Raw genomic sequence first — 20176 nt, forward strand, 5'->3', positions numbered from 1 at the left:
CGGCTCCGCGAACGGGGTGAACGGCTCCGCGAACGGGGCGAACGGCTCCGCGAACGGGGTGAACCCCGAGAAGGATCTCTCCGCCTCCAACCTCCCCGGCCAGCGCGGCCAGGGCGGCGAGGAGATCCGCGTCCAGCGCGGCATGTTCGGCGCCAACAACGGCGGCGACACCTCCGGCTACGGCGGGCTGGTCCGCTCGGTCCGACTCCCGGGACCGGCGACCCGGCCCTACGGCGGATGGTTCGACGAGGTCGCCGACGAGCTGGAGGGCGCCCTGGAGGAACAGGGGCTCCTCCCCGGCAACGCCATCGAGAAGACGGTCGTCGACCGCGGCGAACTGACCTTCCACATCGAACGCGAGCACCTGGTCCGCGTCGCCCGCACCCTGCGCGACGACCCGGCCCTGCGCTTCGAGCTGTGCACCGGCGTCAGCGGCGTCCACTACCCGAACGACAAGGGCCGCGAGCTGCACGCGGTCTACCACCTGCGCTCGATCACCCACAACCGGCTGATCCGCCTCGAAGTCAGCGCCCCCGACGGCGACCCGCGCATCCCGTCGCTGGTCTCCGTCTACCCGACGAACGACTGGCACGAGCGCGAGACCTACGACTTCTTCGGCATCGTCTTCGAAGGTCACCCGGCCCTGACGCGGATCATGATGCCGGACGACTGGCAGGGCCACCCGCAGCGCAAGGACTACCCCCTCGGCGGCATCCCCGTCGAGTACAAGGGCGCCCAGATCCCGGCTCCGGACCAGCGGAGGTCGTACTCGTGAGCACGCAGTCAGCATCCGCCGCGTCGGCCGCGTCCGCACGCGAGACCACCGAGGGCACCGTCTACACGGTCACCGGTGGCGACTGGGACGAGGTCGTCCAGTCCGCGGCCCGCGCCGACGACGAGCGCATCGTCGTCAACATGGGTCCCCAGCACCCGTCCACCCATGGGGTGCTCCGTCTGATCCTGGAGATCGAGGGCGAGACGGTCACCGAGGCCCGCTGCGGCATCGGCTACCTCCACACGGGCATCGAGAAGAACCTCGAATACCGCACGTGGACGCAGGGCACCACGTTCGTGACCCGCATGGACTACCTGACGTCCTTCTTCAACGAGACCGCCTACTGCCTCGCCGTCGAGAAGCTCCTCGGCATCGAGGACCAGATCACCGAGCGCGCCAAGATCATCCGGGTGCTCCTGATGGAGCTGAACCGGTTGTCCTCCCACCTGGTGTGCATCGCCACCGGCGGCATGGAGCTGGGCGCCACCACGATCATGATCTACGGATTCCGTGATCGTGAAATGATTCTCGACATCTACGAGCTGGTCACGGGCCTGCGCATGAACCACGCGTACATCCGGCCCGGCGGACTCGCCCAGGACCTGCCGCCCGGCGCGGTGGACCAGATCCGCGAGTTCGTGAAGAAGATGAAGAGGAACCTCCCGGAGTACGACAAGCTCGCCACCGGGAACCCCATCTTCAAGGCCCGCATGCAGGACATCGGCTATCTCGACCTGGCCGGCTGCATGGCCCTCGGCGCGACCGGCCCGATCCTGCGCGCCACCGGCCTGCCGCACGACCTGCGCAAGGCCCAGCCGTACTGCGACTACGAGACGTACGACTTCGACGTCCCGACCGCCGACACCTGCGACGCCTACGGCCGCTTCCTCATCCGCCTGGAGGAGATGCGCCAGTCGCTCGGGATCATCGAGCAGTGCCTGGACCGGCTCCAGCCCGGCCCGGTCATGGTCGCCGACAAGAAGATCGCCTGGCCCGCCCAGCTCGCCCTGGGCCCGGACGGACTCGGCAACTCCCTCGACCACATCAAGAAGATCATGGGCACCTCCATGGAGGCCCTGATCCACCACTTCAAGCTCGTCACCGAGGGCTTCCGGGTCCCGCCGGGACAGGCGTACGCGGCCGTCGAGTCGCCCAAGGGCGAACTCGGGGTGCACGCGGTCTCCGACGGCGGCACCCGCCCCTACCGGGTCCACTTCCGCGACCCGTCCTTCACCAACCTTCAGGCCATGGCGGCGATGTGCGAGGGCGGCCAGGTCGCCGACGTCATCGTCGCCGTCGCGTCCATCGACCCCGTGATGGGAGGCGTCGACCGGTGACCACCTCTTCTTCCGAGCGGGGCGTCAGCCTGGGCATGCCCGAACTGCCCGCACCCGCGTACCCGGACGACGTCCGGGCCCGGCTGGAGGCGGACGCGCGCGAAGTGATCGCGCGCTACCCGGACTCCCGCTCCGCCCTGCTGCCGCTGCTCCACCTCGTGCAGTCGGAGGAGGGCCATGTCACGCGCACCGGCATGCGGTTCTGCGCGGACATGCTGGGCCTGACCACGGCCGAGGTCACCGCCGTCGCCACCTTCTACACCATGTACCGGCGCAAGCCGTCCGGTGACTACCAGGTCGGCGTCTGCACCAACACGCTGTGCGCGGTCATGGGCGGCGACGCGATCTTCGAGACCCTCCAGGAGCACCTGGGCGTCGGCAACGGCGAGACCACCGACGACGGCAAGGTCACCCTGGAGCACATCGAGTGCAACGCGGCCTGCGACTACGCGCCGGTCGTGATGGTCAACTGGGAGTTCTTCGACAACCAGACCCCGGCGAGCGCCAAGCGCCTGGTCGACGACCTGCGGGCGGGACGCTCCGTGCAGCCCACGCGCGGGGCGCGCCTGTGCACCTTCAAGGAGACCGCGCGGATTCTGGCCGGCTTCCCCGACGAGCGGCCCGGGGCCGTCGAGGAGGGCGGCAGTGCGGGACCCGCGTCACTGGTGGGCCTTCGCCTGGCGAGGGGAGAGGCCGCACCCGCGCGCGTGGTCCATCCGCGCGGAGGTCCGCACGAGGAACCGCAGGACAAGGTGCACGAGCCGTCGCCGGCCGAGCACCTCAGCTCCCATGACGCGCCGCAGGACACATCGGCCTCCGACCCTGCCCACCCCGCGGGGCCTACCGCCGAGGAGGGTGAGTGATGACCGTGGTATCCGAGGTCAAGGACCCGAGCCCGGAGAAGCTGCTCGCACCCGTGCTGTCGGCCTTCTGGGACGAGGACCGGTCCTGGACTCTGGACGTCTACCGGAGGCACGAGGGGTACGAGGGGCTCCGCAAGGCCCTCGCCATGTCGCCGGACGACCTGATCGCGTACGTCAAGGACTCCGGGCTGCGGGGCCGCGGCGGCGCGGGATTCCCGACCGGGATGAAGTGGCAGTTCATCCCGCAGGGTGATGGAAAACCGCACTATCTAGTTGTCAACGCCGACGAGTCGGAGCCGGGTACCTGCAAGGACATCCCGCTCCTCTTCGCGAACCCGCACAGCCTCATCGAGGGCATCGTGATCGCGTGCTACGCCATCAGGTCGTCGCATGCCTTCATCTATCTGCGGGGTGAAGTCGTCCCCGTCCTGCGGCGGTTGCACGAGGCCGTGCGCGAGGCCTACGCGGCGGGCTACCTCGGCGAGAACATCCTGGGCAGCGGACTCGACCTCCAGCTCACCGTGCACGCGGGCGCCGGCGCGTACATCTGCGGTGAGGAGACCGCACTGCTCGACTCGCTCGAAGGCCGCCGTGGTCAACCGCGGCTCCGTCCCCCCTTTCCTGCGGTGGAAGGCCTCTACGCCTGTCCCACTGTCGTGAACAACGTCGAGTCGATCGCGTCGGTTCCCGCCATCCTGAAAAACGGCAAGGACTGGTTCAGGTCGATGGGCAGCGAGAAGTCCCCGGGCTTCACGCTCTACTCGCTCAGCGGCCACGTCGCGAGCCCCGGCCAGTACGAGGCCCCGCTCGGCATCACGCTGCGCCAGCTCCTCGACATGAGCGGCGGCATGCGGCCGGGCCACCGCCTGAAGTTCTGGACGCCGGGCGGCTCCTCCACGCCGATGTTCACCGACGAGCACCTCGACGTCCCCCTCGACTACGAGGGCGTCGGCGCCGCCGGCTCCATGCTCGGCACCAAGGCGCTGCAGTGCTTCGACGAGACGACCTGCGTGGTGCGGGCGGTGACCCGCTGGACCGAGTTCTACGCCCACGAGTCCTGCGGCAAGTGCACACCCTGCCGCGAAGGGACGTACTGGCTGGTGCAGTTGCTGCGGGACATCGAGGCCGGCAAGGGCGTGATGTCCGACCTCGACAAGCTCGCCGACATCGCCGACAACATCAACGGCAAGTCCTTCTGCGCCCTCGGCGACGGCGCCGCGTCCCCGATCTTCTCCTCACTGAAGTACTTCCGCGAGGAGTACGAGCAGCACATCACGGGCCGGGGCTGCCCCTTCGACCCGGCCAAGTCGACGGCCTGGGCGGACCGCCCGGAGGTGAACGCATGACCGTGACCACCAGTGCTCCCGCGGGTGGGGGAGAGGCGGCGGTCCCGCCGGAGGACCTCGTCACGCTGACGATCGACGGCATCGAGATCAGCGTGCCCAAGGGCACCCTGGTCATCCGGGCCGCCGAGCAGCTCGGCATCGAGATCCCCCGCTTCTGCGACCACCCCCTGCTGGACCCGGCCGGCGCCTGCCGCCAGTGCATCGTCGAGGTGGAGGGCCAGCGCAAGCCGATGGCGTCCTGCACGATCACGTGCACGGACGGCATGGTCGTCAAGACCCACCTGACCTCGCCGGTCGCCGAGAAGGCCCAGCGCGGTGTGATGGAGCTGCTGCTCATCAACCACCCCCTGGACTGCCCGGTCTGCGACAAGGGCGGCGAGTGCCCGCTGCAGAACCAGGCGATGTCCCACGGCAACGCCGAGTCCCGCTTCGACGGCAAGAAGCGGACCTACGAGAAGCCCGTACCGATCTCCACCCAGGTGCTGCTCGACCGCGAGCGGTGCGTGCTGTGCGCCCGCTGCACCCGCTTCTCCAACCAGATCGCGGGCGACCCCATGATCGAGCTGGTCGAGCGGGGCGCGCTCCAGCAGGTCGGTACCGGCGAGGGCGACCCGTTCGAGTCGTACTTCTCCGGCAACACCATCCAGATCTGCCCGGTCGGCGCGCTCACCTCGGCCGCCTACCGGTTCCGCTCCCGCCCCTTCGACCTCGTCTCCTCCCCGTCGGTGTGCGAGCACTGCTCCGGCGGCTGCGCCACCCGCACCGACCACCGGCGCGGCAAGGTCATGCGGCGGCTCGCCGCCTACGACCCCGAGGTCAACGAGGAGTGGATCTGCGACAAGGGACGCTTCGCGTTCCGGTACGCGCAGATGAAGGACCGCCTCGACACGCCGCTGGTGCGCAACGCCGACGGTGTCCTGGAGCCCGCCTCCTGGCCGGAGGCCCTGGAAGCGGCCGCGCGCGGCCTGAGCGCCGCCCGCTCCCGGGCCGGTGTCCTCATCGGCGGCCGGCTGACCGTCGAGGACGCCTACGCGTACAGCAAGTTCGCGCGCGTGGCGCTCGACACCAACGACATCGACTTCCGCGCGCGCGTGCACAGCGGCGAGGAAGCCGACTTCCTGGCCGCCCGGGTGGCCGGCCGCGGCCGGGACCTCGACGGTACGGGCGCCACGTACACCTCCTTGGAGAAGGCGCCCGCCGTCCTGCTGGTCGGCTTCGAGTCGGAGGAGGAGGCACCCGGCGTCTTCCTGCGGCTGCGCAAGGCCTGGCGCAAGCGCAAGCAGCGGGTGTTCTCGCTGGCCACACACGCGACCCGGGGTCTGGAGAAGGCGGGCGGCACGCTGCTGCCGGCCGCTCCGGGCACCGAGACGGAGTGGCTGGACGCGCTCGCGAGCGGCGTCGGCCTGGAGGAGCCCGGCACGCTCGCCGCCGAGGCCCTGCGCACCGAGGGCGCCGTCATCGTCGTGGGAGAGCGGCTGGCCGGTGTCGCGGGCGGACTCACCGCCGCGCTGCGCGCCGCCACCGCGACCGGCGCCGAACTGGTGTGGATCCCGCGCCGGGCCGGTGAGCGCGGGGCCGTCGAGGTGGGCGCGCTGCCCTCGCTGCTGCCGGGAGGCCGCCCGGCGACCGACCCGCGCGCGCGGGAGGAGGTCGCCGCGGCCTGGGGCCTCGCCGAACTCCCGGCGCGCTACGGCCGCGACACCCACCAGATCGTCGAGGCCGCCGCCACCGGCGAGCTCTCGGCGCTGCTGGTCGCCGGCGTGGAGGTCGCCGACCTGCCCGACCCGGCACGCGCGCGTGAGGCGCTGGAGAACGTCGGCTTCCTGGTGTCGCTGGAGCTGCGGCCCAGCGAGGTCACCGCCCACGCCGACGTCGTCCTGCCGGTCGCCGCGGTCGCCGAGAAGGCGGGGACCTTCCTGAACTGGGAAGGCCGTGTGCGCCTCTTCGAGGCCGCGCTCAAGCCCGACCAGATGACCCGCCCGCTCGCGCCGACCGACACGCGGGTGCTGCACATGCTCGCCGACGCCATGGACGGCGTCGAAGGCGCCGACGGGCGGCGGCAGCTGGGCCTGCCGGATCTGCGCACCACGCGCGCGGAGATCGACCGGCTCGGCTCCTGGGACGGCCCCCGCGCCTCCGGACCCACGGAGACCGCGGGCGCGCTGCCCCGCCCGGCCGCCGGGGAGGCCGTGCTCGCCGGGCACCGGCTGCTGCTCGACCAGGGCGTCCTCCAGGAGGGCGACGAGGCGCTCGCCGGAACCCGGCACGCCGCACGCGCGCGCGTGTCCGCCGCGACGGCCGCCGAGGCGGGCGTCACGGACGGCGGCGTCCTGGCCGTCACCGGCCCCGTCGGCACGGTCGAACTGCCCCTGCAGATCACCGAGATGCCCGACCGCGTGGTCTGGCTCCCGCTGAACTCCGCCGGTGCCGGCGTCGCCTCCGACACCGGGGCACAGCCCGGCTCCCTCGTCCGCATCGGCCCGGCGGCAGTCGCCGAAGAGGCCCCCAAGGAGGTGGAGGCATGAGCCCGTACCTCGCCGCTGAAGACCTCTCGATGTTCGGCCGCGACCCCTGGTGGCTGGTCGTCGTCAAGGCCGTCTTCTGCTTCGCGTTCCTGATGGTGACCGTGCTGTTCTCCATCGTCTGGGAGCGCAAGGTCGTCGCCTGGATGCAGCTGCGCATCGGCCCCAACCGGCACGGCCCCTGGGGCATGCTCCAGTCGCTCGCCGACGGCGTGAAGCTGATGCTCAAGGAAGACGTCATCGTCAAGCGCGCGGACAAGGTGGTCTACGTCCTGGCGCCGATCGTCGCGGCCATCCCGGCCTTCATGGCGATCGCGGTGATCCCCTTCGGCCCGGCCGGCAACGAGATCTCGATCTTCGGTCACCGCACCACGATGCAGCTCACCGACCTGCCGATCGCGATGCTCTACATCCTCGCGATCGCCTCGGTCGGCATCTACGGCATCGTGCTGGCGGGCTGGAGTTCCGGCTCCACCTACCCGCTCCTGGGCGGCCTTCGCTCCTGCGCGCAGATGATCTCGTACGAGATCGCCATGGGCGCCGCGTTCGCCTCCGTGTTCCTCTACTCGGGGTCGATGTCGACGTCCACGATCGTGGAGCAGCAGCACGACCGCTGGTACATCCTGCTGCTGCCGGTCTCCTTCATCCTGTACATCGTCACGATGGTCGGCGAGACCAACCGCGCCCCCTTCGACATGCCGGAGTCCGAGGGCGACCTGGTGGGCGGCTTCAACACCGAGTACTCGTCGATCAAGTTCGCGATGTTCATGCTCGCCGAGTACGTGAACATGGTGACGGTCTCGGCCGTCTCGACCACCCTGTTCCTCGGCGGCTGGCGCGCCCCCTGGCCGGTCAGCTCCTTCTGGGAGGGCGCGAACCACGGCTGGTGGCCGCTGCTCTGGTTCGTCATCAAGGTCCAGCTGCTGCTGTTCTTCTTCATCTGGCTGCGCGGCACGCTCCCGCGCGTCCGCTACGACCAGCTGATGAAGCTCGGCTGGAAGGTCCTCATCCCGGTCTCCGTGACCTGGCTGATGCTGGTCGCGACGGTCCGCGCCCTGCGCAACGAGAACTACGACTTCGCCGACATCGCCCTCTACGTCGGCGGTGGTGTCCTCGCCCTGCTGCTGATCTCCTTCGCCGCCGACATGTTCCGCGACAAGGCGAAGCCGGCCGCGCCACCCGCCGACCAGCAGCCGGCCTTCGACCCGATGGCGGGCGGGTTCCCCGTGCCGCCGCTGCCCGGACAGCAGCTGCCGCCGGTGCCCAGGCGCCGCCCGCGCTGGGGCGAGCGGGAGCTGATTGTCAGTGGTGGACCGGACACTGTCAGTGACGGATCTTCGGATGGAAAGGAGGCGTCCGATGGCTGAGGAGCCTCAGGAGTCCGGGCAGACCAAGCCCGGCTTCCAGAACCCCGTGGCCGGCTTCGGCGTGACCTTCAAGGCCATGTTCAAGAAGCGGCTGACCGAGCAGTACCCGGAGCAGAAGAAGACCACGGCTCCGCGGTTCCACGGACGGCACCAGCTCAACCGCCATCCGGACGGCCTGGAGAAGTGCGTCGGCTGCGAGCTGTGCGCCTGGGCCTGCCCCGCCGACGCCATCTACGTGGAGGGCGCCGACAACACCGACGAGGAGCGCTACTCGCCGGGCGAGCGGTACGGCCGCGTCTACCAGATCAACTACGCCCGCTGCATCCTGTGCGGGCTGTGCATCGAGGCGTGCCCCACGCGCGCGCTCACGATGACGAACGAGTTCGAACTGGCCGACTCCAGCCGCGCCAACCTCATCTACACCAAGGAGCAGCTGCTCGCCGGTCTCGAAGAGGGCATGGTCGACACGCCGCACGCGATCTTCCCGGGGACGGACGAACAGGACTACTACCGCGGCCTGGTGACGCAGGCCGCGCCCGGTACGGTCCGCCAGGTGGCCGTCTCCAAGGGCGAGGTCCCGCAGGAGGCCGCCTCCACCTTCGGCGAGGACGAGCCGGCCTCGGAGAAGGTGATCGGCCGATGACCGCGCAGCACCTCGCCGCCTACACCACCTCCACCGGTGAGGCCTTCCAGTTCTGGGTCCTCGGCACGATCGCGGTGATCGGCGCCCTGTGCACCGTCTTCATGAAGAAGGCCGTGCACAGCGCGCTCTGCCTCGCCGGCACCATGATCGTCCTGGCGGTGTTCTACCTCGCCAACGGCGCCTACTTCCTCGGAATCGTGCAGATCGTCGTCTACACCGGCGCGATCATGATGCTGTTCCTGTTCGTGGTGATGCTCGTCGGCGTCACGGCCGCGGACTCCCTGAAGGAGACCATCAAGGGCCAGCGCTGGCTGGCCCTGCTGTGCGGGGTCGGCTTCGGGGTCCTGCTGTTCGCCGGCATCGGCAACGCCTCCCTGAAGGAGTTCGACGGCACCGGCCGGGCGAACGCGAACGGCAACGTGGAGGGCCTGGCGTCCTTCCTCTTCACCAAGTACGTCTTCGCCTTCGAGATCACCGGCGCGCTGCTCATCACGGCCGCCGTCGGCGCCATGGTGCTCACCCACCGGGAGCGCACCGAGCGCGCCAGGACCCAGCGCGAGCTGTCCGAACAGCGCATCCGGGAGGGGAAGCACATCCCGCCGCTGCCCGCCCCCGGTGTCTACGCCCGGCACAACGCCGTGGACATCGCGGGCCTGCTGCCCGACGGCACCCCGTCCGAGCTGACCGTCAACAAGACGCTGCGCGAACGCGGCCAGATCCGTGACGTGTCCGCGGAGGCGCTCAACGACCTGCGGGCGCTGGAGCAGCGCGCGGAGGAGCGCCTGGAGCGCCGGGCGATCGAGCCGGAGACGTTCAAGCGGCCCGAGGAGGCGTCGAAGTGAACCCGGTCAACTACCTCTACCTCGCCGCCCTGTTGTTCACGATCGGTGCGACCGGCGTCCTGATCCGGCGCAACGCCATCGTGGTCTTCATGTGCATCGAGCTGATGCTGAACGCCTGCAACCTCGCGTTCGTCACCTTCTCCCGGATGCACGGCAACCTCGACGGCCAGATCATCGCCTTCTTCACGATGGTCGTCGCCGCCGCGGAGGTCGTGGTGGGTCTCGCGATCATCGTGTCGCTGTTCCGTGCCCGCCACTCGGCCTCGGTCGACGACGCCAGCCTGATGAAGCTGTAAGGGGTCGGAAGAATCGTGGAGAACCTGATCGCGCTGCTCATCGCGGCGCCCCTGCTCGGAGCGGCCGTCCTCTTGGTCGGCGGCCGGCGCCTGGACCGCGTCGGCCACTGGATCGGCACGCTCCTGTCGGCCGCCTCCTTCGTGTTCGGCCTCCTCCTCTTCGCCGACCTGCTCGGCAAGGGCGCGGAGCACCGGACCCTGACGCAGCACTTGTTCAGCTGGGTCCCGGTGGCCGGCTTCCAGGCGGACGTCACCTTCCGCCTGGACCAGCTGTCCATGACGTTCGTCCTGCTCATCACGGGCGTCGGCTCGCTGATCCACCTGTACTCGGTCGGGTACATGGAGCACGACGAGCGGCGGCGCCGCTTCTTCGGCTACCTGAACCTGTTCCTCGCGGCGATGCTGCTGCTCGTCCTCGCCGACAACTACCTGCTGCTGTACGTCGGCTGGGAGGGTGTCGGCCTCGCCTCGTACCTGCTGATCGGCTTCTGGCAGCACAAGCCCAGCGCCGCCACGGCCGCGAAGAAGGCCTTCCTGGTCAACCGGGTCGGCGACATGGGCCTGTCGATCGCGATCATGCTGATGTTCACCACCTTCGGCAGCTTCGCCTTCGGCCCGGTCCTCAGCCACACCGGTGACACCTCCGAGGGCAAGCTCACCGCGATCGGCCTGATGCTGCTGCTCGCCGCCTGCGGCAAGTCCGCCCAGGTGCCGCTCCAGTCCTGGCTCGGGGACGCCATGGAGGGCCCGACCCCGGTCTCCGCCCTCATCCACGCGGCGACGATGGTGACGGCGGGCGTCTACCTGATCGTCCGCTCCGGCGCCATCTTCAACGCCGCCCCCGACGCACAGCTGGCCGTCACGGTCGTCGGCGCGGTCACGCTCCTGTTCGGTGCGATCGTCGGTTGCGCCAAGGACGACATCAAGAAGGCGCTGGCCGGCTCGACCATGTCGCAGATCGGCTACATGGTCCTCGCGGCCGGCCTCGGCCCCATCGGCTACGTCTTCGCGATCATGCACCTGGTGACGCACGGCTTCTTCAAGGCCGGGCTGTTCCTCGGCGCCGGCTCCGTGATGCACGGCATGAACGACGAGGTCGACATGCGCCGCTACGGCGGCCTGCGCAAGTACATGCCGGTCACGTTCATCACCTTCGGCCTCGGCTACCTCGCCATCATCGGCTTCCCCGGCCTGTCCGGCTTCTTCTCCAAGGACAAGATCATCGAGGCGGCGTTCGCCAAGGGCGGCACCGAGGGCTGGATCCTCGGCGGCGCGGCCCTGCTGGGCGCGGCCATCACCGCCTTCTACATGACGCGCGTGATGCTGATGACGTTCTTCGGCGAGGAGCGGTGGCGCAACGCCCCGACCCCGTCCCCGGCCGAGCCCAGCGTGGAGCCCGCCGCCGAGACCCGGGGCGAGCACTCCGAGCCGCACCCGCACGAGTCCCCGAAGGTCATGACGATCCCCATGATCGTCCTCGCCGTCGGTTCGGTCTTCGGCGGTGCCTTCTTCAGCATCGGCGACCGCTTCCTGCACTGGCTGGAGCCCGTCACCGGACACAGTGAGGGCGACTCCCCGCTCAGCGCGGCGACCGTCACCGGCGCCACCATGGTCTGCCTGGTCATCGGCGTCGCCATCGCCTGGGCGCAGTACGGCCGCAAGCCCGTCCCGGCCGTCGCCCCGCGCGGCTCCCTGCTCACCCGCGCGGCCCGCCGCGACCTGCTCCAGGACGACTTCAACCACGTGGTGCTGGTGCGCGGCGGCGAGCACCTGACGCGCTCCCTGGTGTACGTCGACCACACCCTGGTCGACGGCGTCGTCAACGGCACGGCGGCCGCTTTCGGCGGTATGTCCGGGCGGCTGCGCCGACTCCAGAACGGCTTCGCCCGCTCCTACGCGGTCTCGATGTTCGGCGGCGCGGCACTCCTGGTCGCCGCGACCCTGCTGATGAGGGCGGTCTGATACCGATGTCCTTTCCTCTGCTGACAGCGACGGCGGCGCTCCCGGCCCTCGGGGCGGTCGCCACGGCCGCCGTACCGGCCGCCCGGCGCACCGCCGCCAAGTGGCTGGCGCTGCTCGTCTCGCTCGCCACGCTCGCCCTGGCGATCACCGTCCTGGTCCGGTTCGACCCGGGCGGCTCCCGCTACCAGCTCACCGAGTCCCACGCCTGGATCAAGGACTTCGGGGTCCGGTACGAACTGGGTGTCGACGGCATCGCGGTCGCCCTGATCGCGCTGACCGCCGCACTGATCCCGTTCATCATCCTGGCGGGCTGGCACGACGCCGATCCGCTGGAGACCGGCAGCCGCCGCTGGCGGCCCACGCAGGGCTTCTTCGCGCTGATCCTGGCCGTGGAAGCGATGGTGATCATCTCCTTCGAGGCCACCGACGTCTTCCTCTTCTACATCTTCTTCGAAGCCATGCTCATCCCGATGTACTTCCTCATCGGCGGCTTCGGGGACCGTGCCCACGCGCACGGCGAGGAGACGGCCGCCACCCAGCGGTCGTACGCGGCGGTGAAGTTCCTGCTCTACAACCTGGCCGGCGGTCTGATCATGCTGGCCGCGGTGATCGGCCTCTACGTGGTCGCCGGGAACTTCTCGCTCACGCAGATCGCCGAGGCCCGCGCGAACGGCTCGCTGCACATGGCGACCAGCACCGAACGCTGGCTGTTCCTCGGCTTCTTCTTCGCCTTCGCGGTGAAGGCGCCGCTGTGGCCGCTGCACACCTGGCTGCCCAACGCCATGCAGGAGTCCACCGCACCGGTCGCCGTCCTCATCACCGCGGTCGTCGACAAGGTGGGCACCTTCGCGATGCTCCGCTTCTGCCTCCAGCTCTTCCCGGAGGCGTCGAAGTGGGCGACACCGGTCATCCTCGTCCTGGCGCTCATCAGCATCGTCTACGGCGCACTGCTCGCCGTCGGCCAGCGGGACATCAAACGCCTGGTGGCCTACGCGTCGATCTCGCACTTCGGCTTCATCGTCATGGGCATCTTCGCGATGACCAGCCAGGGCCAGTCCGGCGCCACGCTCTACATGGTCAACCACGGCATCTCCACGGCCGCCCTGATGCTGGTCGCCGGCTTCCTCATCTCCCGGCGCGGCTCGCGGCTCATCGCGGACTACGGAGGCGTGCAGAAGGTCGCCCCGGTGCTCGCCGGCACCTTCCTGATCGGCGGCCTCGCCACCCTCTCGCTGCCCGGACTGGCGCCGTTCGTCAGCGAGTTCCTCGTCCTGGTCGGCACCTTCACGCGCTACCCGGTGATCGGGATCATCGCCACCTTCGGCATCGTCCTCGCCGCGCTGTACACCCTCGTGCTGTACCAGCGGACGATGACGGGCCCGGTGAAGCCGGAGGTCTCCGCGATGCCCGACCTGCGGGTGCGTGAGCTGGTGGTCGTCGCCCCGCTGATCGTGCTGCTGATCTTCCTGGGCGTCTATCCGAAGCCCGTGACGGACATCGTCAACCCGGCGGTCAAGCAGACCATGTCCGACGTCCAGAAGAAGGACCCCAAGCCCGAGGTGGAGGCGGCCAAGTGAGCGCACCAGCCGTCCACAGCCTGTGGACAACCGCGGCCGAACCGATCTCGAAGATCGACGCGCCGAAGATCGAATACGGACAATTGTCGCCGACGCTGATCGTCATCGGTGCGGCACTGGTCGGGGTGCTCATCGAGGCGTTCGTGCCGCGCCGGTCCCGCTACTACGCGCAGGTGTTCGTGTCCGTCGTCGCCCTGTGCGCCGCGTTCGCCGCGGTCGTCGCGCTCGCGGCCGACGGGTTCGGCACCACGAAGGCGCACATCGCGGCCATGGGCGCCATCGCGGTCGACGGCCCGGCCCTCTTCCTCCAGGGCACGATCCTGCTGGCCGGCCTCGTCGGCCTGTTCACCTTCGCCGAGCGGCGCCTGGACCCGGCGGCGCACGGCAACCGCGTCGACTCCTTCGCCGCGCAGGCCGCCTCCGTACCCGGCAGCGACAGCGAGAAGGCCGCCGTGAAGGCGGGCTTCACCACCACGGAGGTCTTCCCGCTGCTGCTCTTCGCGGTCGGCGGCATGCTGATCTTCCCGGCGGCGAACGACCTGGTGACCCTGTTCGTCGCCCTGGAGGTCTTCTCCCTGCCGCTGTACCTGCTGTGCGCGCTGGCCCGCCGCAAGCGGCTGATGTCGCAGGAGGCCGCGGTCAAGTACTTCCTGCTCGGCGCGTTCGCCTCCGCGTTCACCCTGTTCGGCATCGCGCTGCTGTACGGCTACGCGGGCTCGATGTCGTACGCGCGCATCGCCCAGGTCGTCGACGGCACCGTCACCGACGTCGACCCGGCCCTCGCCAACACCATGGGCAACGACGCGCTGCTGCTGGTCGGCGGCGCCATGCTCCTGATGGGCCTGCTGTTCAAGGTGGGCGCGGTGCCGTTCCACATGTGGACGCCCGACGTCTACCAGGGCGCGCCCACCCCGGTGACCGGTTTCATGGCGGCGGCGACGAAGGTCGCCGCGTTCGGCGCGCTGCTGCGCCTGCTGTACGTCGTCCTGCCCGGGCTGCGCTGGGACTGGCGGCCGGTCATGTGGGCCGTGGCGATCGTCACCATGCTGGGCGGTGCGATCGTCGCCATCACCCAGACCGACATCAAGCGGCTGCTGGCGTACTCGTCCATCGCGCACGCCGGTTTCATCCTCGCGGGTGTGATCGCCACCTCGAAGGACGGCGTGTCGTCGGTCCTCTTCTACCTGGCGGGCTACTCCTTCGTGACGATCGGCGCGTTCGCCGTGGTCACGCTGGTGCGCGACGCGGGCGGCGAGGCGACGCACCTGTCGAAGTGGGCCGGCCTCGGCCGTCGCTCGCCGCTGGTGGCGGCCGTGTTCGCCGTGTTCCTGCTGGCCTTCGCCGGCATCCCGCTGACCTCCGGGTTCGCCGGGAAGTTCGCCGTGTTCAAGGCGGCGGCGGACGGCGGCGCGGCCCCACTGGTCGTGATCGGTGTGATCTCCTCGGCGATCGCCGCGTTCTTCTACATCCGCGTGATCGTGCTGATGTTCTTCAGCGAGCCGCGACCGGAAGGGCCGACGGTCGCCGTCCCGTCCCCGCTGACCATGCTCGCGATCGGCCTGGGCGTGGCCGTGACCCTGGTCCTCGGCGTGGCGCCGCAGTACTTCCTGGACCTGGCGAACCAGGCGGGAGTCTTCGTGCGCTGACCCCCGCGTCACCCGCGCCGCTGCCCGGCACCCTCACCGGAGGGCGCCGGGCAGCGGCGTTCTCCGGGTCCCGCCGGCCGCGGCTGACCGGTGGCGCACGGAAACGACCGAGCCTGTGGATAACTCCGGGGCTGTCGGTCCGGACCCCTATGGTGGATGCAGCGGTCGAGAGACGACACACGGGGGACCGACGGGGGACAGGACGATGGGCGTGACGGGCGGGATCAGCGAGATGGCACGGGTGACCGAAGGGCCGGGCACGACCGACAGCGAGGCGCTGGCCACGCTGCACCGGGTCTTCGGATACGACGCCTTCAGAGGCGAGCAGCAGGCGATCATCGAGCACGTGGTGGCGGGCGGCGACGCCGTCGTCCTCATGCCGACCGGCGGCGGCAAATCGCTGTGCTACCAGATCCCGGCCCTGGTCCGGCCCGGCACCGGCGTGGTCGTCTCGCCCCTGATCGCCCTCATGCAGGACCAGGTGGACGCCCTGCGCGCCCTCGGTGTCCGCGCCGGCTTCATCAACTCCACCCAGGACTTCGACGAGCGGCGCATGGTCGAGGCCGAGTTCCTGGCCGGCGAGCTGGACCTGCTGTACCTGGCACCGGAGCGCCTGCGCGTCGACGCCACGCTGGACCTGCTCTCCCGCGGCAAGATCTCCGTCTTCGCGATCGACGAGGCCCACTGCGTGTCCCAGTGGGGCCACGACTTCCGCCCCGACTACCTCTCCCTCTCCCTGCTCGGCGAGCGCTGGCCGGACGTCCCGCGGATCGCCCTCACCGCCACGGCCACCCGCGCCACCCACCAGGAGATCACCCAACGGCTGAACCTGCCGACGGCCCGGCACTTCGTCGCCAGCTTCGACCGGCCCAACATCCAGTACCGGATCGTGCCCAAGGCCGACCCCAAAAAGCAGCTGCTCGCCTTCCTCCGGGAGGAGCACGCGGGCGACGCCGGCATCGTGTACTGCCTCTCGCGCAACTCGGTGGAGCGCACGGCGGAGTTCCTGACCGCCAACGGCATCGCGGCGGTGCCGTACCACGCGGGCCTGGATGCGGCCACGCGCGCGGCCCACCAGGCCCGGTTCCTGCGCGAGGACGGCCTGGTCGTGGTCGCGACCATCGCCTTCGGCATGGGCATCGACAAGCCGGACGTCCGCTTCGTCGCCCACCTGGACCTGCCCAAGTCGATCGAGGGGTACTACCAGGAGACCGGCCGGGCGGGCCGCGACGGCCTGCCGTCCACGGCCTGGATGGCGTACGGCCTGAACGACGTCATACAGCAGCGCAAGCTGATCCAGTCCGGTGAGGGCGACGAGGCGTTCCGCCGCCGGGCCGCCGCCCACCTCGACGCCATGCTCGCGCTGTGCGAGACCGCCCAGTGCCGCCGGGGCCAGCTGCTCGCCTACTTCGGCCAGGACCCCGAGGCCGCGGCCTGCGGCAACTGCGACACCTGCCTCACCCCGCCCGAGACCTGGGACGGCACGATCGCCGCACAGAAGGTGCTCTCCACGGTGGTGCGGCTGCAGCGGGAGCGCGGGCAGAAGTTCGGCGCGATGCAGATCGTCGACATCCTGCTCGGCAAGCGCACCGGCAAGGTGATCCAGTTCGACCACGACCAGCTGTCCGTCTTCGGCATCGGCCAGGACCTCTCCGAGGGCGAGTGGCGCGGGGTCATCCGGCAGCTGCTGGCCCAGGGGCTCCTCGCGGTCGAGGGGGAGTACGGCACGCTGGTGCTGACCGAGGCGAGCGGCTCGGTGCTGCGGCGCGAGCGCGAGGTGCCCCTGCGCAAGGAGCCGAAAAAGCCGGCCACCTCACGGTCGCGGTCCGCCGGCTCCTCCGGAGGCGACCGCAAGGCCAAGGCCGTCGCGGCCGAGCTTCCCGAGGCACTGCTCCCCGCGTTCGAGGCCCTGCGGGCCTGGCGCGCCGAACAGGCCCGGGAACAGGGCGTCCCGGCGTACGTCATCTTCCACGACGCCACCCTGCGCGAGATCGTGACCCGGTGGCCCGGCTCGGTGCGGGAGCTGGGCACGGTGAACGGCGTCGGTGAGAAGAAGCTGGCGACGTACGGCGAAGGGCTGCTCGACGTACTGGCCTCCCTGGACGGAGCCGCCAAGGCCGCCGACGAAGCCCCGGCCGCCGCCGACACGCCGGAGTCCGACTGGCCCGAACCGGCCGACGAGCCGGAGCCGGACGACTGGATATAGCCCGGCACGTGCCCGCACGGTGCGGGACTCACAGCCCCCGCGCCGCGTAGGCCCGGACGTCCGCGTCCGAGTCGGACGTGGCCGTGGCGAGGGCCGCGCGGGCCTCCGCCGAGGCCCGGTGCCGGCCCAGCGCCAGCACCGCCGCCTTACGGACGTCGGCGTTCGGGTCGGCGAGAGACTTGGCGAGGGCCGGGACGGCCGTGTCGGCGGTCGCGGCCGACAGCGCGGTCGCGGCACCGGACCGCACCTGCCAGGCCGGGTCGGACAGCGCGGCCACGGCACGTGCGGCCAGCGGCGCCGGGCAGCCGGTGGCGGCCAGCGCACCGAGCGCCGTGCCGCGCACCAGAGGATCACCGTCCTCGGTCAGCCGTCCCAGAGCCGCGGTGAGCAGGTCCCGGTCGGCCGCGGCGAGGGACGCCGTACCGACCGTGGCCAGGGCCTTCGCCACAGTGACCCGGACCTCCCGGGAGGCGTCGTCCGCCGCGCCCGCCAGTGCCCGGACCGCGTCCACCGAGACGAGCGCCCGCACCGCCTCCGTCCGGACGGCGATGTCGGGATCGTCCAGCGCCGCCGCGAACACCCGGGCCTCGCCGAGCCGCAGGGCCCGCAGCACATCGAGGGCGGCGGCCCGGACGACGGGGTCGGCCTCGGCGAGGGCACCGACGAGGGCGGCGCCCAGAGCCGGTTCCGGCGGCAGCGTCTCGACGAGCTCCCGCAGTGAGGCCGCGGCAGCCGCGCGGACCTCGGCATCGGGGTCGGTGAGCGCACCGGCGAGGGCCCGCCCGGTGCCGGGCGGCACGGTCTCCGTGAGCACCGCGACGGCCGTACGGCGCACAGCGGGATCCGAGTCGGCCAGGTACGGCTCGACCGCCGCGAGTTCCGGCTCCGCCTCGGCCAGCCCGAGCAGCTCCAGCAGCCGGGGCGAGGCGGCACCCCGCGGGTGCGCCCGGTCCGCGGAACCGGCGGCGGGCGCGGACGCGGCCCGCACGGCCACCGGCGCCACCTCACGCGGTCCGGCCGTGGCCACGTGCTCGGGACGGACCTCGCCGAGTGGCCGGGAGGGACCGCCGACAGGCGTGAACTCCTCCACCGGCACCAGATAGGGAGCCACGGGACGGGCCGTGAACTCCATCGCACCAGAGGGGGACTTGTGCAGATCGAGATGGTGGAACCAGGAGACGTCGTCGCGCCCGGGATGATCGAGACGATCATGGTAGAGCCCCCAGCGGGACTCGGTACGGGCCAGAGAGGCGCGGGCGGCCATCTCCGCGCAGTCGCGTATGAAGGTGACCTCGGCACAGCGCATCAGCTCGTGCGGAGTCCGGGCCCCCATCGAAGCGATGTCGGCGCGCATCCGCTCGAACGCCTCCAGCGCGAGGGAGAGCCGCGCGCCGGACTTCGGCGGTGCCACGTAGTCGTTCACGAAGCGGCGCAACTTGTACTCGACCTGGGTCTGCGGCGGGCCGTCCGGGTTGCGCAGCGGGCGGTAGATCAACTCGTGGGCCTCGCGCACCTGGTCCGCGGGAAGCTCACCGTCGTACGCCCTGTACCGGGCGGCGTCCGCGCCCGCGAGGTCACCGAAGACGAAGGCGCCGATCATGTAGTTGTGCGGGACGCAGGCGAGGTCGCCGGCGGCGTAGAGGCGGGGCACGGTCGTACGCGCGTGGTCGTCGACGCGGACGCCCGAAGCGGAGTGGCCGCCGCACAGGCCGATCTCGGAGATGTGCATCTCGACGTCGTGGGTGCGGTAGTCGTGCCCGCGCCCGGCGTGGAAGGTGCCGCGGGTGGGCCGCTCGGTGGAATGCAGGATCGACTCCAGGGCGGAGATCGACTCCTCGGGCAGATGGCTCAGCTTGAGGTAGACCGGGCCCCGGTCACCGGCGACCTCGGCGGCGAACTCGGCCATCATCTGCCCCGACCAGTAGTCGGAGTCGACGAACCGCTCGCCGTGCCGGTTGACCTGGTAGCCACCGAACGGGTTGGCGACGTAGGCGCAGGCCGGTCCGTTGTAGTCCTTGATCAACGGGTTGATCTGGAAGCACTCGATACCGGTCAGCTCGGCGCCCGCGTGGTAGGCCATGGCGTACCCGTCACCGGCGTTGGTGGGGTTCTCGTAGGTGCCGTAAAGGTAACCGGAGGCCGGCAGACCGAGCCGGCCGCAGGCACCGGTCGCGAGGATCACCGCACCCGCGCGGACGGTGACGAACGCGCCGGTACGGGTCTGGAACCCGACGGCACCCACGGCCCGTCCGTCGGCGGTGAGGACCCGGACCGGCATCACCCGGTTCTCGATCCGGATCCGCTCCCGCATCTCCCGCCGCCGCAACTGCCGGTACAGGACCTTTTTGACGTCCTTGCCCTCTGGCATCGGCAGTACGTACGAGCCGGAGCGATGGACCTGGCGGACCGCGTACTCGCCGTGCTCGTCCTTCTCGAACTTGACCCCGTACGACTCCAGCCGCTGCACCATCGCGAAGCCGCGCGTAGCGGTCTGGCGGACCGTGGACTGGTCGACGATGCCGTCGTTGGCGCGGGTGATCTCGGCGACGTAGTCGTCGGGCTCGGCACGGCCGGGGACGACCGCGTTGTTGACGCCGTCCATGCCCATGGCGAGCGCGCCGGAGTGCCGGACGTGGGCCTTCTCCAGCAGCAGGACGTTGGCGCCGCGCTCGGCGGCGGTCAGGGCGGCCATGGTGCCGGCGGTACCGCCGCCGACGACGAGGACGTCGCAGATCAGCTCCTCGGCATCGGTGACGGCGGGAATCTGCAGGGAGTCGGACGCGAGGGTGGTCAC

At 70.6% G+C, this 20176-nt stretch carries 14 protein-coding genes; 13 read left to right on the forward strand and 1 reads right to left on the reverse strand.

Features of this window, described 5'->3' with window-relative positions; genetic code table 11:
- Positions 1-16 precede the first annotated feature (16 nt).
- From ABZV94_RS04545 to recQ, 13 genes are all read left to right on the forward strand, one after another.
- Entirely contained in the window at positions 17-775 is a 759-nt protein-coding gene (locus ABZV94_RS04545; protein ID WP_356337147.1) for an NADH-quinone oxidoreductase subunit C, read from the forward strand.
- Positions 772-2112 (forward strand): NADH-quinone oxidoreductase subunit D, encoded by a 1341-nt coding sequence (locus ABZV94_RS04550; protein ID WP_356337062.1) that lies wholly within the window; start codon positions 772-774, stop codon positions 2110-2112. Before ABZV94_RS04545 ends, ABZV94_RS04550 begins: the two co-directional genes overlap by 4 nt.
- Complete coding sequence (nuoE, locus tag ABZV94_RS04555; protein WP_356337063.1) at positions 2109-2975, forward strand: NADH-quinone oxidoreductase subunit NuoE; 867 nt, start codon at positions 2109-2111, stop codon at positions 2973-2975. Before ABZV94_RS04550 ends, nuoE begins: the two co-directional genes overlap by 4 nt.
- Positions 2972-4321 (forward strand): NADH-quinone oxidoreductase subunit NuoF, encoded by a 1350-nt coding sequence (gene nuoF, locus ABZV94_RS04560; RefSeq protein ID WP_181140426.1) that lies wholly within the window; start codon positions 2972-2974, stop codon positions 4319-4321. Before nuoE ends, nuoF begins: the two co-directional genes overlap by 4 nt.
- Positions 4318-6846 (forward strand): NADH-quinone oxidoreductase subunit G, encoded by a 2529-nt coding sequence (locus tag ABZV94_RS04565; protein WP_356337065.1) that lies wholly within the window; start codon positions 4318-4320, stop codon positions 6844-6846. Before nuoF ends, ABZV94_RS04565 begins: the two co-directional genes overlap by 4 nt.
- The gene (gene nuoH / locus ABZV94_RS04570; protein ID WP_356337068.1) at positions 6843-8210 is read left to right on the forward strand and encodes an NADH-quinone oxidoreductase subunit NuoH; all 1368 of its coding nucleotides are present in this window, start codon (positions 6843-6845) and stop codon (positions 8208-8210) included. The genes ABZV94_RS04565 and nuoH overlap by 4 nt, the downstream gene beginning before the upstream one ends.
- Positions 8203-8853 carry an NADH-quinone oxidoreductase subunit NuoI gene (nuoI, locus tag ABZV94_RS04575; protein WP_103812736.1) on the forward strand — a complete coding sequence of 217 codons (651 nt, stop codon included), beginning with the start codon at positions 8203-8205 and terminating at the stop codon, positions 8851-8853. Before nuoH ends, nuoI begins: the two co-directional genes overlap by 8 nt.
- Complete coding sequence (locus ABZV94_RS04580; protein ID WP_356337070.1) at positions 8850-9695, forward strand: NADH-quinone oxidoreductase subunit J; 846 nt, start codon at positions 8850-8852, stop codon at positions 9693-9695. The genes nuoI and ABZV94_RS04580 overlap by 4 nt, the downstream gene beginning before the upstream one ends.
- The gene (nuoK, locus tag ABZV94_RS04585; protein WP_030641022.1) at positions 9692-9991 is read left to right on the forward strand and encodes an NADH-quinone oxidoreductase subunit NuoK; all 300 of its coding nucleotides are present in this window, start codon (positions 9692-9694) and stop codon (positions 9989-9991) included. The genes ABZV94_RS04580 and nuoK overlap by 4 nt, the downstream gene beginning before the upstream one ends.
- A gap of 15 nt (positions 9992-10006) precedes the next feature.
- Complete coding sequence (gene nuoL / locus ABZV94_RS04590) at positions 10007-11953, forward strand: NADH-quinone oxidoreductase subunit L (RefSeq protein ID WP_356337072.1); 1947 nt, start codon at positions 10007-10009, stop codon at positions 11951-11953.
- A 5-nt stretch (positions 11954-11958) separates the two neighbouring features.
- A complete protein-coding gene (locus ABZV94_RS04595; RefSeq protein WP_356337074.1) occupies positions 11959-13530 on the forward strand; it encodes an NADH-quinone oxidoreductase subunit M in 1572 nt (523 codons plus the stop codon).
- Positions 13527-15176, forward strand: coding sequence for an NADH-quinone oxidoreductase subunit NuoN (nuoN, locus tag ABZV94_RS04600; protein ID WP_356337077.1), 1650 nt, complete (start codon positions 13527-13529; stop codon positions 15174-15176). The genes ABZV94_RS04595 and nuoN overlap by 4 nt, the downstream gene beginning before the upstream one ends.
- 205 nt (positions 15177-15381) lie before the next feature.
- The gene (gene recQ, locus ABZV94_RS04605; protein ID WP_356337079.1) at positions 15382-17382 is read left to right on the forward strand and encodes a DNA helicase RecQ; all 2001 of its coding nucleotides are present in this window, start codon (positions 15382-15384) and stop codon (positions 17380-17382) included.
- Positions 17383-17410: 28 nt separating this feature from the next.
- On the opposite strand, the gene ABZV94_RS04610 is transcribed toward recQ, so the two are convergent.
- On the reverse strand, positions 17411-20176 hold the full coding sequence (locus tag ABZV94_RS04610) for a fumarate reductase/succinate dehydrogenase flavoprotein subunit (RefSeq protein ID WP_356337081.1): 2766 nt from the start codon (positions 20174-20176) through the stop codon (positions 17411-17413).

Source organism: Streptomyces sp. NPDC004658, from assembly GCF_040609555.1.
Taxonomy (GTDB): Bacteria; Actinomycetota; Actinomycetes; order Streptomycetales; family Streptomycetaceae; genus Streptomyces.

Bases quoted from the DNA above. Each gene is read 5' to 3' on its own strand.
- nuoH (WP_356337068.1), top strand. From the start codon at position 6,843: ATGAGCCCGTACCTCGCCGCTGAAGACCTCTCGATGTTCGGCCGCGAC.
- ABZV94_RS04595 (WP_356337074.1), top strand. From the start codon at position 11,959: ATGTCCTTTCCTCTGCTGACAGCGACGGCGGCGCTCCCGGCCCTCGGG.
- ABZV94_RS04580 (WP_356337070.1), top strand. From the start codon at position 8,850: ATGACCGCGCAGCACCTCGCCGCCTACACCACCTCCACCGGTGAGGCC.
- recQ (WP_356337079.1), top strand. From the start codon at position 15,382: ATGGGCGTGACGGGCGGGATCAGCGAGATGGCACGGGTGACCGAAGGG.
- ABZV94_RS04565 (WP_356337065.1), top strand. From the start codon at position 4,318: ATGACCGTGACCACCAGTGCTCCCGCGGGTGGGGGAGAGGCGGCGGTC.
- nuoI (WP_103812736.1), top strand. From the start codon at position 8,203: ATGGCTGAGGAGCCTCAGGAGTCCGGGCAGACCAAGCCCGGCTTCCAG.